At 59.9% G+C, this 14516-nt stretch carries 18 protein-coding genes; 11 read left to right on the top strand and 7 right to left on the bottom strand.

All coding sequences use genetic code 11. The annotated features are described in order from the left end of the window. The first annotated feature begins 42 nt into the window (after nt 1-42). A complete protein-coding gene (locus ACR0J2_RS05925) occupies nt 43-1173 on the top strand; it encodes a lytic murein transglycosylase (RefSeq protein ID WP_480811953.1) in 1131 nt (376 codons plus the stop codon). Nucleotides 1174-1177: 4 nt separating this feature from the next. Here ACR0J2_RS05925 and ACR0J2_RS05920 read toward each other — a convergent pair whose 3' ends face one another. Both ACR0J2_RS05920 and ACR0J2_RS05915 read right to left on the bottom strand, forming a co-directional pair. Then, on the bottom strand, nt 1178-2140 hold the full coding sequence (locus tag ACR0J2_RS05920; protein ID WP_480811952.1) for an acetyl-CoA carboxylase carboxyltransferase subunit alpha: 963 nt from the start codon (nt 2138-2140) through the stop codon (nt 1178-1180). Between the two features lie 156 nt (nt 2141-2296). Further along, nucleotides 2297-2566: a hypothetical protein gene (locus tag ACR0J2_RS05915; RefSeq protein ID WP_480811951.1), complete on the bottom strand. Its 270-nt coding sequence runs from the start codon at nt 2564-2566 to the stop codon at nt 2297-2299. A gap of 174 nt (nt 2567-2740) precedes the next feature. On the opposite strand from ACR0J2_RS05915, the gene ACR0J2_RS05910 reads away from it, so the two are divergent. Continuing rightward, the gene (locus tag ACR0J2_RS05910; protein ID WP_480811950.1) at nt 2741-3574 is read left to right on the top strand and encodes an AraC family transcriptional regulator; all 834 of its coding nucleotides are present in this window, start codon (nt 2741-2743) and stop codon (nt 3572-3574) included. A gap of 1 nt (nt 3575) precedes the next feature. On the opposite strand, the gene ACR0J2_RS05905 is transcribed toward ACR0J2_RS05910, so the two are convergent. Then, complete coding sequence (locus ACR0J2_RS05905) at nt 3576-4172, bottom strand: LysE family translocator (RefSeq protein WP_480811949.1); 597 nt, start codon at nt 4170-4172, stop codon at nt 3576-3578. Between the two features lie 73 nt (nt 4173-4245). Between ACR0J2_RS05905 and ACR0J2_RS05900 the strand changes: the two genes are divergently transcribed. From ACR0J2_RS05900 to ACR0J2_RS05870, 7 genes are all read left to right on the top strand, one after another. Beyond that, nucleotides 4246-4698 carry an Lrp/AsnC family transcriptional regulator gene (locus ACR0J2_RS05900; protein WP_480811948.1) on the top strand — a complete coding sequence of 151 codons (453 nt, stop codon included), beginning with the start codon at nt 4246-4248 and terminating at the stop codon, nt 4696-4698. A 116-nt stretch (nt 4699-4814) separates the two neighbouring features. Then, nucleotides 4815-5393: a PA14 domain-containing protein gene (locus ACR0J2_RS05895; RefSeq protein WP_170609646.1), complete on the top strand. Its 579-nt coding sequence runs from the start codon at nt 4815-4817 to the stop codon at nt 5391-5393. Nucleotides 5394-5591: 198 nt separating this feature from the next. Next, complete coding sequence (locus tag ACR0J2_RS05890; protein WP_480811947.1) at nt 5592-6026, top strand: hypothetical protein; 435 nt, start codon at nt 5592-5594, stop codon at nt 6024-6026. Next, nucleotides 6023-6688, top strand: coding sequence for a MotA/TolQ/ExbB proton channel family protein (locus ACR0J2_RS05885; protein ID WP_480811946.1), 666 nt, complete (start codon nt 6023-6025; stop codon nt 6686-6688). The genes ACR0J2_RS05890 and ACR0J2_RS05885 overlap by 4 nt, the downstream gene beginning before the upstream one ends. A 31-nt stretch (nt 6689-6719) precedes the next feature. Then, nucleotides 6720-7046, top strand: a complete 327-nt coding sequence (locus ACR0J2_RS05880; RefSeq protein ID WP_321251888.1) for an ExbD/TolR family protein — start codon at nt 6720-6722, stop codon at nt 7044-7046. Nucleotides 7047-7050: 4 nt separating this feature from the next. Next, on the top strand, nt 7051-7428 hold the full coding sequence (locus ACR0J2_RS05875) for an ExbD/TolR family protein (RefSeq protein ID WP_170609652.1): 378 nt from the start codon (nt 7051-7053) through the stop codon (nt 7426-7428). After that, nucleotides 7425-8555 carry an energy transducer TonB family protein gene (locus tag ACR0J2_RS05870; protein WP_480811945.1) on the top strand — a complete coding sequence of 377 codons (1131 nt, stop codon included), beginning with the start codon at nt 7425-7427 and terminating at the stop codon, nt 8553-8555. The genes ACR0J2_RS05875 and ACR0J2_RS05870 overlap by 4 nt, the downstream gene beginning before the upstream one ends. A gap of 19 nt (nt 8556-8574) precedes the next feature. On the opposite strand, the gene ACR0J2_RS05865 is transcribed toward ACR0J2_RS05870, so the two are convergent. Both ACR0J2_RS05865 and ACR0J2_RS05860 read right to left on the bottom strand, forming a co-directional pair. After that, nucleotides 8575-9219: an NUDIX hydrolase gene (locus tag ACR0J2_RS05865; protein WP_480811944.1), complete on the bottom strand. Its 645-nt coding sequence runs from the start codon at nt 9217-9219 to the stop codon at nt 8575-8577. Nucleotides 9220-9224: 5 nt separating this feature from the next. Further along, nucleotides 9225-9800: a GcrA family cell cycle regulator gene (locus ACR0J2_RS05860; RefSeq protein WP_170610884.1), complete on the bottom strand. Its 576-nt coding sequence runs from the start codon at nt 9798-9800 to the stop codon at nt 9225-9227. Between the two features lie 126 nt (nt 9801-9926). Between ACR0J2_RS05860 and ACR0J2_RS05855 the strand changes: the two genes are divergently transcribed. After that, nucleotides 9927-10730: an ABC transporter permease gene (locus ACR0J2_RS05855; RefSeq protein ID WP_480812034.1), complete on the top strand. Its 804-nt coding sequence runs from the start codon at nt 9927-9929 to the stop codon at nt 10728-10730. Here the strand turns inward: ACR0J2_RS05855 and ACR0J2_RS05850 are convergent. Both ACR0J2_RS05850 and ACR0J2_RS05845 read right to left on the bottom strand, forming a co-directional pair. Further along, nucleotides 10727-11962: an MFS transporter gene (locus ACR0J2_RS05850; protein ID WP_480811943.1), complete on the bottom strand. Its 1236-nt coding sequence runs from the start codon at nt 11960-11962 to the stop codon at nt 10727-10729. The genes ACR0J2_RS05855 and ACR0J2_RS05850 overlap by 4 nt on opposite strands. A gap of 122 nt (nt 11963-12084) precedes the next feature. Next, complete coding sequence (locus ACR0J2_RS05845; protein WP_480811942.1) at nt 12085-12963, bottom strand: DMT family transporter; 879 nt, start codon at nt 12961-12963, stop codon at nt 12085-12087. 293 nt (nt 12964-13256) lie between these two features. Between ACR0J2_RS05845 and ACR0J2_RS05840 the strand changes: the two genes are divergently transcribed. Beyond that, nucleotides 13257-14444 carry an acetylornithine transaminase gene (locus ACR0J2_RS05840; protein WP_480811941.1) on the top strand — a complete coding sequence of 396 codons (1188 nt, stop codon included), beginning with the start codon at nt 13257-13259 and terminating at the stop codon, nt 14442-14444. The last annotated feature ends 72 nt before the right edge of the window (nt 14445-14516 follow it).

Here is a 14516-nt window from a genome sequence, read left to right as displayed (position 1 = left end):
GCGTTACTCTGGCCAAAACCACAACAAGAGCAGATTTCAGACATGATCAATCGACGGACCTTTTCTATGGGGCTTGGGTCGGCGCTGCTGGCCGCCTGTTCCGATATCAGTTCACCTGCGCGCGCGCCGGCTACACGGATGCAGGCTGTGCCCAATGCAGGCTGGGATGCTTGGGTTGCCGGGTTCAAGGGACGCGCGGCGTCTCAGGGTATTTCGCAGACCACAATCAATCGTGCGTTTCAGGGGGCTGGATATTTGCCCGGCGTGATCGAACGCGACCGCAACCAGGTCGAGTTCAAGCGCTCGCTCGAGGATTATCTGGCTATTGCGGCCTCGGACGAGCGGATCAGCACCGGCAAACAGATGCTGCAGCGCCATGGCGCAACCTTGTCGCAAATTGAAGCCCAATACGGCGTCGACCGTGAAATCGTGGTGGCGGTCTGGGGGCTGGAAAGTCGCTATGGCGCGCGTCGGGGCGATGTGCCCGTAGTATCGGCACTGTCGACGCTGGCCTACGACGGACGGCGCGGGGAGTTCTTTGAAAAGCAGTTGATCGCAGCGATGAAGATCCTGCAGAACGGCGATACGACCCCTGACAATATGACCGGCAGCTGGGCCGGGGCGATGGGGCATACGCAATTCATTCCGACGTCGTATCTGGCCTATGCGGTGGATTTCACCGGCGACGGGCGACGGGATATCTGGTCGGACGATCCGACCGACTCACTGGCCTCGACCGCGGCCTATCTGGCGCGCGCCGGTTGGGTGCGGGGCCAGAAGTGGGGTGGCGAGGTCGGAACGGTGTCAGGCACACCTGTCGCAGTGTTGCAGCCGCAGACGCCCGGACCGCGCATCGCGGTGTTCCGCAATTTTCAGGTGATCAAGCGCTACAACAACTCGGACAGCTACGCGATTGGTGTCGGGCATCTGGCCGACCGGATCGCGGGCGGTGCACCATTTCAGGCCTCGTTCGGGCCGGACGAGAACGGCCTGACCCTTGAAGACCGCAAGGAGTTGCAGCGTCGCTTGACGTCGGCCGGGTATGACACGGAAGGTGCGGATGGTGTGATCGGCAAGAAGTCCGAAGCCGCCATCAGCGACTACCAGCGGGCCAGTGGTCTGGCCGTAACTGGGACACCCTCGGCAGACTTGCTGCGCAGGCTTGGGGGCTGACGGCTCAGGCCGCCAACCCTTTCGATCCGATGTCGAGGAATTTCTGGCGGCGGTCCTTAATCAGGGCCGCTGCGTCTTTGCCTGCCAGTTCGGCCAGCATGGCCGTGATTGATGCGCGCACTGCCTCAACTGTCGCCGGACGATCACGATGGGCACCGCCCTTGGGTTCGGCGATGATGTGGTCACAGACGCCCAGCTTGTGCAGATCCTGCGCGGTCAGGCGCAGGGCCTCGGCCGCTTCGCGCATCTTCTCGGAGTCCTTCCACAGGATCGAGGCGCAGCCTTCGGGTGAGATCACCGAATAGACCGAATGTTCCAGCATCGCGACACGGTTGGCCGTAGCGAACGCAACCGCACCGCCCGAACCGCCTTCGCCAATGATGACCGAGACCAGTGGTACTCCGATTTTCAGACACATCTCGGTCGACCGGGCGATGGCCTCGGATTGGCCGCGTTCTTCGGCGCCTTTGCCGGGATACGCGCCTGCGGTGTCGATCAGCGTAATCACCGGCAGGCCAAAACGGCCAGCCATCTCCATCAGACGTACGGCCTTACGGTAGCCTTCAGGGCGGGCCATGCCGAAATTGCGTTCAATCCGCGACTTGGTGTCCGAGCCTTTCTCGTGCCCGATCACCATCACCGGCTGGTCGTCGAACCGCGCCAGACCGCCAATCACGGCCAGGTCGTCGGCAAAGTTCCGGTCACCGGCCAGGGGCGTGAACTCGGTAAACAGCGCGTCGACATAATCGTTGCAATGGGGGCGTTCAGGGTGGCGCGCCACCTGACATTTCCGCCACGGAGTCAGATCGCCGTACAGTTCATCCAGAAGTTTGGCCGCCTTGGCGTCCAGCGCAGCAGCTTCTTCGGCCACGTCCATCTCTTCATTGGCACGGGCCAGCGCGCGCAGTTCCTCGGCCTTGCCTTCGATCTCGGCCAGGGGTTTTTCGAAATCCAGATACTGGGTCATGACGCCTCTCAACGCGGAAGTTCCCCGCTATATGACCTTGCCGCCAGAGGAATGCAACACAAGGCAAGCCGGGTCCTGAACCTGTTCCGTAGCGGGTATGGCTGTTTCACAGCCGCAAGGTCATCGGCACCCACCCTCGGCAATTAGACCCGGTTCTCACTTCCATCCCGTGTTTTTGGCTCGAGAGATATGACTATTGCTCGTGGCATCGACGGATCCCGGATGTTGATGAATCGCATCCGTAATGTCACCGAACGGAGCGCTGATCAGTTTCCGACCAAGGCTTGGCCGATCTTCAATTCGGGTTTCAGACCTGGGATCGTTCTGAGCCAAATGCCCGGCGATCATGCCCTGCGTCGGCAGAAGATTGTTTTTGGCTTCTCTGCGAGAAGTCAAAAAATGCGGAAGCAGCCAAATCGCGGCCAACCTAGTGAGTGAGACATGTCATGCAAGTCCATTGTTTTGGGCCATCGTTCGGGCTCAGGATTGGTCCAAGCGAAGATCGTAGCGTTTCAGTGTGTATTGGTTGGTGAGAATTCAGCAAGATTTGTGGTCGCGGAATATGCGATCCCGGTCAGGCAGGAAGAAGGAAGAGAGCCGATGGCCGCCAGTTACGAAGACCGCGTTCTGCGCGTATTGGCCCATATCCACGACCACCCGGCAGGCGATCTGTCACTGGACGCGTTGGCCGATGTTGCGGCCATGTCGCGGTTTCACTGGCATCGCGTGTTTCGCGCCATTACCGGCGAGACCTGTGCGCAGGCCGTGCGCCGGATCAGGTTGCATCGGGCGGCGTGCTGGCTGGTGCAATCCGACAAGCCGGTTGCGCAGGTGGCCACCGATATCGGCTATCCCAACCTGAAATCCTTTGCGCGGGCCTTTTCCGAGGCCTATGGCAGCAGCCCCGCCGGTTTTCGGAAGGCCGGGCAATGCCTGCCAGCCAACCCACATTTCAGAACCGGAGAATATCCAATGCATCCCGTCACGAAACGAACCGAACCCGCCCGCCGCGTTGTCGCGCTGCCCCACAAAGGCGCTTATGCCGAGATCGGCAAAAGCTTTGAAGCCTTTGGTGCCTTGTGCGAGTCCCGCCAACTGTGGCCGCAGATGGGTCCTGTTATCGGGGTCTACCTCGACAGTCCCGATGACGTGCCCGAAGATCAATTGCGCAGCTATGCCGGTGCCGAACATCGGGGTGGTGCGACCCCCGATGGTATGGAAGCTCTGGAAATCCCCGGCGGCAATACCGCTGTGCTGACCTACAAGGGCCCGTATTCAGGTATTCACGCTGCCTATCACAGCCTGTTCGGCAACTGGCTGCCTGAATCCGGCGAGGAACCGGCGGATCGGCCTTGCTATGAGATTTACCTCAACGATCCGCGCGATACCGCGCCAGAAGACCTGCTGACTGAAATCTGTCTGCCACTGAAATAGCTCAACTCGGCCACAGCACCGGATAAAGCGAGGCCACCAGCAGCACCGCCATGGTCCAGTTGAAGGCCAGCAATCGGCGCGGGTTTGTCAAAACGCGCGCCATCTGTTGTCCAAGAACGGTCCAGACGCTGACCGAGGGAAGGTTGACCGCTCCGAAAACCAGCGCAACCACCATGATCGCACCCAATGTCTGATCCGGCGTATAAGCGGCAGTTGCTGTCAGGGCCATGGCCCACGCCTTGGGGTTGACCCATTGAAACGAGGCGGCCTGAAGAAACGTCATTGGTGTAGCCTTCGCGGCCTGATCTTGCGTCGGCGCGGCATTGGCAATCTTCCAGGCCAGGTACAGCAGATAAATCACGGATGCGATTTTGAGTATCGTATAGCTGACCGGATAACGGTCGAAGGCCTGAACCAGCCCGGTTCCCACCAGCAGAACCATGAAGGTAAAGCCCAGCCCGACCCCCAGCATATGCGGGACGGTGCGCCGGAACCCGAAATTGGCACCCGATGCCATCAACATCAGGTTGTTCGGCCCCGGCGTGATCGAGGAAACGAATGCAAAAGCGATCAGGGCGAGTAGAAGTTCATAGGTCATGAAGCGAATAATTGCGGCAAAACCGGCAAATGAAATTGCGTTTTGATGCGTGTTTCCCTTAGTTTTGCAACCAATGGCCAAGATTGACGAAATAAACCGCCAAATATTGCGAGAACTGTCCCGGGACGGTCGTATCAGCAACCTGGACCTTGCTGACCGTGTTGGTCTGTCGCCATCTGCTTGTCTGCGCCGCGTGCAGGAGCTGGAACGTGCTGGCGTCATCACGGGTTATCGCGCGGTTCTAAACCCCGCAGCCCTGGGAGTGGGGTTTGTGGCCTATATCGGCGTAGGGTTGGGCGAGCACACCAAAGCCGCGCAGGAAGGGTTCGAGCGCGCATTGCAGCGTGCGCCGGAAGTGGTTGAATGCCACAATATTACCGGAACAATCGAGTATCTGCTGCGGGTGGAGTGTGCCGACCTGCCGTCCTACAAGACTTTTCATACCGAGGTGCTGGGAACCCTGCCGCATGTGACCTCAATTACGTCCTATGTTGTAATGGATTCACCAAAGGACGTAAGGGCCTGACGTTGAGATTGTGAACTTCAACCGACTTGCGAGGTGAATTTTCACGTCCTAGTGTCTTCTCAAGAACCAGGTCGAAAGGGGAGCAACCCCAAAGGACCACACTCAGGGAGAAGACCATGAAACTCTTTCGGATCGGTGCGCTGGCCGCAGTCGCGGCAGTAATCGGCAGCACGGCCATGTCCGCGCCATTGAAACTGCAACCCGCAAACCCGCAGCCCAACGCGAAGGCGGGACTGAATGTGAAATACGCATGGGAGGGGAATCCACCGCGCAAGATTCAGAACCTCGCCAAAGTTGATTTCCTGTTGAAAAAGGCCAAGGCGGGTCCGCCTTTGAGGGGACTGGATTACCGTGACACATCGGATGGTGATCCTGTCATGACTTTCAACGAAGCCTATAATGTGGCGGCGGAGGTTACCGGGTTTATCCGTTTTGACTCCCCCGGTATCTATGAGCTGGAAACCTGGTCCAACGATGGAATTGACGCTTATGTCGGCGGTCAACAGATCGGGTATGTCAACGGACGCCAGGGCTGCGAAGCCAACCAGCGCACCGAGGTCGAAGTGCCAAAGGCCGGGTGGTACCCGCTGAATATTAAGTATTTCCAGAAATACGGAACATCCTGCCTGATGATGAAATGGGGCAAAGCGGGTGAAAAAATGAAATGGACCCCGAACAGCGCATTCGGGCGCTGACGCCAAGCGGGGCAACAGTCGGTTGGCCCAACGGGTCTGTTTGATCGGGCATGTCGGGCTTTTCCCAAAAAATGCACGAATTTGCACAAGGCCGCCTGCAAGTCTTTTTCATCGCACCTATCTTGGGTATGAAAACCACACCCCGGGTGCGATCCCCGGGGTCAACAAAGTAACTGCTGAACCTTCGGGAGGCCGCACATGTTAATTCGACGTCTCGCGCTAGCCGGGCTCTTTCTGGGAATGTTGCCCGCCATGGCGCTGGCGCAATCCGATGAAACCTCTGCGGCGGAACTGTTTGTCGAACTCAACACACTTCAGGATATTGATGACGCCTGCCAGATGACTTTCGTGGTGAGAAATGACACGGGGCAAGGTGTTGACGCTGTTTCGTTTGAAGCCGTGATTTTCGACACCTCCGGAGGCGTGGATCGCCTGACGCTTCTGCTTCTGAGGGACCTTCCCGAGGGCCGTATGCGCGTGCGCCAGTTCAACCTGTCCGGATTGTCCTGCGAGAAGATCGGTCAGGTTCTATTTAATGGTACGAATTCCTGTCAGGTCAACGGGGCAGAAAGCGACATATGCCGGGAAACGCTGACGCTTGGCAGCCGTGTCGACGTGGAGCTACTGGGATGAGCCCGCTGGTTGCGCTGCGCGAGATCGTGGCCCTGGGTGGGCCGGTGGTTGCGATCCTGATCGTGATGTCGGTGCTGATGCTCGCCGTCACGCTGTACAAACTCTGGCAGTTTGCCGCGTGCGGCGTGGGTCGGCATCGGGTGCTGTCTCAGGCGCTGGCGGCCTGGGATGCGGGTGATCGGCAGCTTGCGCGTGACCGTCTGACACAAAGCCACAGCTACCTTGCTCCGCTCGTGAATGCGGCGATGGACGCACCGGATGCACCGGGCCTGTCCGAGCGGCTGGATGCCGAGGCCGGGCTGGCGCTGGCGGGGTTAGAGCGGGGTTTTCGCCTGCTTGATACCGTTGCGCAACTCGCGCCGCTGCTGGGGCTGTTCGGAACTGTTCTGGGTATGATCGAAGCGTTCCAGAGCCTGCAATCCGCCGGGGCTTCGGTCGATCCCTCGCTTTTGGCTGGCGGTATCTGGGTTGCGCTGATCACCACGGCAGTCGGGCTGGCGGTCGCTATGCCAACCTCGATGGTTTTGTCGTGGTTCGAAAGCCGGACAGCACGCGAGCGTGTGTTCGCTGACAAGGCACTGCGAACCGTGCTGGTTCCGGGGCAGGGCATTCAGGCCGCGACGGGCAGAGCGCATACCCCGGTCGCGCCCGAACATGCGTAATACCGCACCCTTCGTTCGCCGCCCATTGTCGATGACGCCACTCATTGACGTAATTTTCCTGCTTTTGTTGTTCTTCATGCTGTCCTCGACCTTTTCCCGCTTTGGCGAGATCGAACTGAGCAGCGCAACCAGCGGTGGGGCGGCCTCGGATGCGCCGTCGGAACGCGCTTTCGTGCAATTGGGGGCGACCCGGCTGGTACTGAACGGCGCGCCGGTCACGCCCGAGGAACTGGCGGCCCGGGTCGAAGCGGGTCAGGTTCTGATCAGCATGGACAACGACGCCACAGCACAGCATCTGGTTGATATTCTGGCTCTGCTGCGCGGCCGTGAAGACCTCAGCGTTCTGGTGCTGGAGTAAGGCCATGATCCGCCGTACCCGCCCCAGCCGTAAACGTGATTCCACCATCGCGCTGATCAATGTCATCTTCCTGATGCTGATTTTCTTTCTGATCACGGGCACGCTGGCACCACCAATGGACGGGGATCTTGAGCTGGTGAACACGTCCGATCTGGCCGGGCGCGAACCACCCGACGCGCTGGTGCTGCACAGCGACGGAACACTTAGTTTTCGCGGTGCTCCATCCAGCGCCGAGGCCTATATGCAAACCCATGATGCAGGTCCGGTACGGATCGTTCCGGACCGCAATGCGCAGGGTCAGCGCCTGATCGAAATCACCACTTCCTTGCGCCGTCTGGGGGCAACATCGGTCTTTGTCGTGACCGAACAGGCGCTCGAATGATCCGCGGGTCTGCCCTGATTGCCGCCGTGGCGATCGCGATTTCCGTGATGGTTCACTTGATGGGGCTTACTCTGACGACACCGGCGCTGCCCGGATCTGAGACACCGGATACCCGGCCTGACAGGGTGGCAATGGGCAATGCCTTCGAGGATCTGGTCGAGCCCGTGGCGGAACCCGTCGAACCCGAGCCTGCTGAAACGCCCGAGCCGCCGGAGGAAACGCCGCCCGAGCCCGAACGAACGGAACCGGTTCCGATCACCGAGGCGCTGGTCGCCTCAAACGACCCAAAGCCGGTGCCGTCCCCTGATACCGGCGAAGCCGAAATCGTTCAGCCAGAGATCGCAGAACCGGTTCAGCCTTCAATTACTGCCGAAGAAGCCGATGGCGACGACAAACCCAGCGCCGATGAAGCCAATTCCGACCCGGTCGAGGCGGAAACCGCGGCCAAAGCGCCTCAGGGCGATCCTGATGCAATCGAGGCAGCGGCAGAACCCGAACAGCCTGCCGCTCTGCCTGTCGTGCCTGAAGCGGCCGCCACCCCGCCGGTCACGGCCATTGTTCCACCCGTGCAGGAAGCGGTGGAACCGGAGATCGCCGCTCTGTCACCGATACCGGATGCGGCGGAAACAGTGGAAGAATCTGAAGATTCAGAGCTCGCCGTGACCACCTCAATCAGGCCACGCCTTCCGGACCGGCGACCAACAACGGAACGGCAAGGTGTATTGAAGGGATCGAGGGATTTCAGCGACTTGCGCTTTCCTGATCAGGTAGTCGATTCGCCTTTGACCGTTTATCGCCGCGAAGGCATCGATAGGTTCAGGCAGGGCAGCGGGGGATCGCGCTCGGGCGGGCGCGGGCCTGGGAATTCCGATGTAACCAACTATGCCGGGCAGGTTCTGGTACATCTGAATCGCGCACCGGTTGTGTTTGTTTCGGCCCGAGGTTTTGCGCAGGTGTTTTTCCAGATCGATCCCGACGGTTCACTGGCCTGGGTCGAAATCGTGGACAGTTCCGGCTCGCTCGAAGTTGAACGCGCAGCCCGCGAACAGGTCAGGCGCGCTGCACCGTTCCCACGCCCGCCCAGCGGAACCAGCCGCAAGCTGTCATTCTTCTACCAGAACAACTGATTACGGTGGGAAGTTGATGTCAATCGAACAGGGTGACAGTCGACCCGTTCGTGAGTGCCGTAAATGCGGCTTCGATATCTGACCGCAGATTCCGAACCAAAGACAGCTCCGGAAGATCCTGAGGCGCAAAAAACGCGACCTCACTTGTTTCCATGCCGGGTTCTGGTGCTGTGACGCTGCTTTCCTCGCACAGAAAGAACAGTTTGTAGAAATCTCGTATGTCCGCCGGATACGGGTGGCGTGCCTTGTGTCGCAGCGCGTAAAGCTGACGTGCGCGGACCCGCAGTCCGGCCTCTTCCCAGACTTCGCGTTCAATGTTTTCCGCCGGGGAACTGCCGATATCGGCAAACCCGCCCGGCATTGCCCATCGTCCGTCGCTGCGTTCACGGACCAGAAGGATTCGACCGTCGCGAATAATTGCGCCGCGAATATCAATGCTGGGCGTTGCGTAACCGCCGGTGTGGTGCGAGATCAGCCCTTCGATCCGTGACAGCGGGACGTGGCCAAGATCAGCCAACATGGCGCGCGCCAAAGCGGCGATCTCGTCATAGCGTTCGCGGTCAAAACCGTCCGTGGTAAAGTGCTGCCCGGTCTCGGACAGCGCCAGCAGACGTTTCGCCCGCGCAAGCCAGGTATCCTCCAGCGCGGTCGGATCCTGGCGCATCCCGGTCAGCGACGGCGGTCGCGGCGGGCGCTCATGGGTTGAAAGGCCACGCCCACATGCGCCTCGCAATAGGGTTTGCCCTGTTCAACCGGCAGACCGCAGAACCAGAAATCTTCGGTTGCGGGGTCGCCGACCGGCCATTTGCAGGTTTTCTCGGTCAGTTCCATCAAAGTCAGCTTTTTGGCCTTCTTTTCGACCTCGTTGACCTTGGCCAGCGCTTCGGGGCTGATCTCGTTGGCCGACGGTTGCGGCGGCAGGGGCTGACCGGCCGGGATGATCTGACGACGGGCCGGAATGGCGGGCTTGGCTTCGGCTGCCGGGGCAGGGGCCGGGCGTGCCGGTTCAGTCTTAGGTGCAGGTTTTTGCTTGGCTTCCGCCTTTGGTTCGGGGGCTGGTTTTTCCTTGGGTTCAGCCTTGGCCGGTGCCGCGCCCGTGGTCCGGTTCGACAGGCCCAGACGGTGCACCTTGCCGATCACGGCGTTGCGGGTCACACCACCCAGTTCCTTGGCGATCTGGCTGGCCGACTGGCCCTCGCCCCACATCTTCTTCAGTAGTTCTACACGCTCGTCAGTCCAGGACATCATTTGCCTTTCAAAAGCGGAAAGCGGCCCCGGATTCGGGCCGCCTTGGGAATTCGTATCAGCCCCCTATTTTAATCACTGCAGCCCGAGTTACAAGCTGTCTTCGAATCAGGTTGAGGTCAGATGATGCAAATTCCCGCAGATCAGAATACGCGCCATTTCGGAGTAGTGAACTGGATGGGCCTTTACACGCTGGCGCAGCGCGAGACCCTGCGCTTTCTGGCGGTGTGGACGCAGACTTTGCTGGCCCCGCTGGTGACCGCGGGGTTGTTCCTGCTGATCTTCAATATCGCTATCGGCCCCGGCAGGCCGGACGTGATGGGTGTGCCGTTCCTGACCTTCCTGGCCCCCGGAATCATGATGATGACAGTCATTCAGAACGCCTTTGCCAACACATCATCATCGATGGTGATCGCCAAGGTGCAGGGAAACATTGTCGACACTCTGATGCCTCCGCTTTCGCCGCTGGAGATTTTGCTGGGCTATCTGGCCGGCGGCATCGCACGTGGCGTATTGATAGCCTGCGTTGTCGCCATCGCGCTGGCGGTGGTCCTGGGGCTGGTGCCGCACCATCCGCTGACAGCGCTGATTTTTGTGCTGCTTGGCGGCGCTTTCATGGGGGCACTCGGGCTGCTTGCCGGAATTTTCGCCAACAAATTTGACCAGATGGCGGCGATCACCAATTTCATTGTCACACCGTTGGCCTTTTTGTCGGGAACCTTCTACTCGGTCGAAGCCTTGCCACCGGTGCTAAACCGCCTGAGCCATCTGAATCCCGTCTTTTATCTGATTGACGGGTTGCGTTACGGGATGATCGGCGTGTCCGACAGTTCGCCGTGGCTGGGTATGGCCGTCTGCGCAGGCGCAACCGGCCTGATAGGCGCGCTGACCTGGCAGATGCTGCGCACAGGGTATCGGCTAAAGGCCTAGGCGGCTTCGGCCAGCGCACCCGGCTGCAACGGGACCCGGGGTCGTCCCAGCCTGGGGTGCAACCGTGCCGCTACCGCCCATGCCCCAAACAGGGCAACGCCGCCGGCCGCAAACACGCCTGCAACCGGCGTAGCCAGAAGTACCAGTGAAGCCACGCCCGGCGTCAGAATGCCCGATACGTCCCGATAGCTGGAATAGATAGCAGACATCTCGGTCCGCTCCGACGGTTTCACGGCCATCAGAAACGGCAATCCGGCGCAGATATCCAGCACGATCAGCCAGACCGACCCCAAAACCAGCGCCGCAACCGACGCGATGGGCCATCCCGCTACGGCCCCTGCGACAACGAAACAGACCCCACAGGCGGCAAATCCCGTCCGAACCGCAGCCCGCAAAGACCGCGCCTGGACCCAGCGCAGAATCAATGGGGCGACAAACAGCATTGCATTGGTTCCCGACAGCAGAATGCCGCCAAGCTGTTCACCCAGCCCGTTCTGAATGGCAAAGATTGGCAGGTAGACCACATAGATCCACCAGCCGCACGAGCGGATCATCGCAAACAGATATCCGGCCACCAGCCGGGGCTGGGAGAAGAAACGAGGCAGAAACGCCAGTGGATTCGTTGCCGGTCCGCGTGCTTTGGTGATCAGTTTGCCATTGCCCAGGCGCATGCTCCAGAACAGGATCAGCATGCCAAAAGAGGCGACCGCGCTGATCACGAAAGGCGCTGGTGCCCATAGTTCCATCAGCAATACGCCGGCCATCGGTCCGCCAGTCCAGCCCAGCGCGCTGTAAAACATGCGGCTGGTTTCGCAGCGTCCAAGTTCGATTTTGCTGATGTAATCCAGCACGTAAGCGTTGAAGCAGACAAATGTCACAACTGTCGCCACCGTGTTTATGGCCAAGGCAGCCACCACGGCGGTCGGGCTGCCCTCGATGGCCAGAACAGCGCTGACCATGAACATCACGCAGCCGATGGTGTACGCCCAGCGCCGCGGAATGAAGCGAATGATGAATGGCACCATCAGACCGGCCGTCAGTGACACGATCCCCACCAGAAAATACACAAAGGAAACCGAAGACGCGTCGCCCAGCGCGCGATACATCACCAGCGGAAAGACCGAAATCAAAATGCCCCGAACAATCGCCTCAAAACCCGCAAGCAGTCCAAACTCGCGAACCGACGGGGCAGGAGCATGGCGGACCCATTCCGGGATTCGGCGTTCGTGCATCGCGTAATCTCTCTAAACAACAAACAACTTCGACCAGAATGCGGGTCTCGGATCAGGTGTCGTGAAGATTTGCGACACCGAGGTCGCCCTCGGGCCAAAGCGTTGGAAGTTTCCGGATATTTTTATTGCCGCGCGCGGGCCTCGCGCCAGACCAGAATCAGGGCGCCGGTCAGGATGATGGCCGAGCCTGCCAAGCTGACCGCATCCGGAATTACGCCAAAAACAGCAAAATCGTACAGGGCGGCAAAGATCAAGGTCGCGTAGCTGATCGGCGCCACGAATGAGGCGTCAGCCCTGGCCATACCGTTGACAAAACAGGCTTGCGCACAGGCCATCAGCCCACCGATCCCCGCCAGAGCGACCCATTGTGCTGCGGTGGGCGGCTGCCAAACCGCAATTACCGCGACCGTTGCGATGCCCAGCCCCATAGAGTTGTTCACCAGCAGAATCTGGATCGGAATTTCACGACCCGAGAGTTTCTTGATAAATATCAGCTCCATCCCGATCACCGCAGCCGCCGTCAGCGCCAAAAGCGCTGCGGGCTGAAAACTGGCCGGCGTGGGGCGCAACAGGATCAGCGCGCCTGTCAGGGCCACCGCTGCCGCCAGCCAGCGCCAGGGACCGACCCCCTCTTTCAGAAGAGGGATAGCAAGCATCATCGCAAAGACCGGGTTTAGGAAGGAAATCGCAGTCGCATCCGCTATTGGAATATACGCGACCGAGGCAAACATCAGCGTGACCCCCAACCAGCCAAAGCTGGTTCGCCCGACATGCAGCCCCCAATGCGGTCGCCGCAGGTTCGGACGCAGCGCGACGACCGCGCTGATGATCACGACAAAGGCAAACAGAAACCGCCCATGGCTGATCTGTATCGGATGCAGCGCCGGACCAAGCGTATCGGTGCCCAGCGCCTTGGCCAGCAGTGTTGTGCCCGCGATCAGCGCGCTTGCAACAAAGATGAGAAAAGCCGCAAGGGCAGGGTTCTGGTGCGCCGGGGTCATGGTTCAGCGGTGCGCGACGCAGGGCGAAATGACAAGTGCCAAATGCTTGTGTCAGAGTGAAATTATGCGATCCACTCAATTTCGGGGTTTTCAGAAACCGAAGGTCCCGCTATACGGCCCGCATGATCAAACACGCACATATCCTGCGCCTCCGACGCCGACGCCTGACCGCGTAACCGGCCCTGTTGATCCTTTGTGCTGTTCAAATCAGCGCAATCTCCACCAAATCAGTTGACGAAACCGGCCTTCGTGTATCACTCACGGGGCTTAACCAATCTGAAAAGGATGATCCGATGATCCCGTCCGTTCTGCCGACCTACAATCGCGCACCGCTTTCATTCGTGAAAGGCGAAGGTGCCTGGCTGACCGAGGCGGATGGCCGACGTTTTCTGGACCTCGGCGCCGGGATCGCGGTGAACGCGCTGGGTCACGCGCATCCGGCACTGGTTGCGGCTCTGACGGATCAGGCGCACGCGTTGTGGCATGTTTCGAACCTGTACCAGATCCCTCAACAGCAGGCGCTGGCCGACAAACTGGTCGAACACACATTCGCGGATACTGTATTCTTCACCAATTCCGGTACCGAAGCCTGTGAACTGGCCGTCAAGATGGCTCGGAAGCACTTCTATGACAAAGATCAGCCGGAGCGGATCGAGATCATTACCTTCGAGGGATCTTTTCACGGGCGATCCTCGGCAGGTATCGCCGCCGCAGGGTCCGAGAAGATGACCAAGGGTTTTGGTCCACTGCTACCCGGCTTCGTGCATGTTGCATTCGGTGATCTGGACGGTGTCACAAACGCCATCACCGAACATACAGCCGCGATCATGATCGAACCCGTTCAGGGCGAAGGGGGCATTCGCCCGGTTCCGGATGCGGAACTCAAGGCGCTGCGTCAGATCTGCAACGATAACGGAATCCTGCTGATCCTGGACGAAGTGCAATGCGGTGTCGGCCGTACCGGAAAGCTCTTTGCTCATGAATGGGCGGGTATTACGCCTGATATCATGTTGGTTGCCAAGGGTATTGGCGGGGGCTTCCCGCTGGGTGCCGTGCTGGCAACCGAGGATGCTGCGAACGGCATGACTGCGGGCACACATGGGTCCACCTATGGCGGCAACCCGCTGGGTTGCGCGGTAGGCTGTGCAGTGATCGATCAGGTCGCCACACCGGCTTTCCTCGAAGGCGTGAACCGCAAGGCCGGCCTGCTGCGCCAGAAACTCGAAAGCCTGATCGCCAATCATCCTGACGTTTTCGAAGAAGTGCGCGGCGCCGGTCTGATGCTGGGCCTCAAATGCAAGCCGACAAACATGGACGTGGTGAATGCCGGCTATGACAACGGGGTCATCACCGTCCCTGCCGCCGACAACGTCATTCGCCTCCTGCCACCGCTCACTCTGACCGAGGACGATATCGCGCAGGCCATGATCCGCCTGGAAAAAGCCGCCCGACAGGTCGAAGCCAGTCTCGCAACCGCCTGATCTTCATCTTTTCCCAAATACTCCGGGGGTCCGGGGGCTGGCCCCCGGCGTCCGACAGCCAAAAGCGAAATG

The organism is Ruegeria sp. CG4 (genome assembly GCF_056537185.1).
Note: the sequence above shows the minus strand (reverse complement) of the source record. Positions and strands in the feature narration are given on the sequence as shown.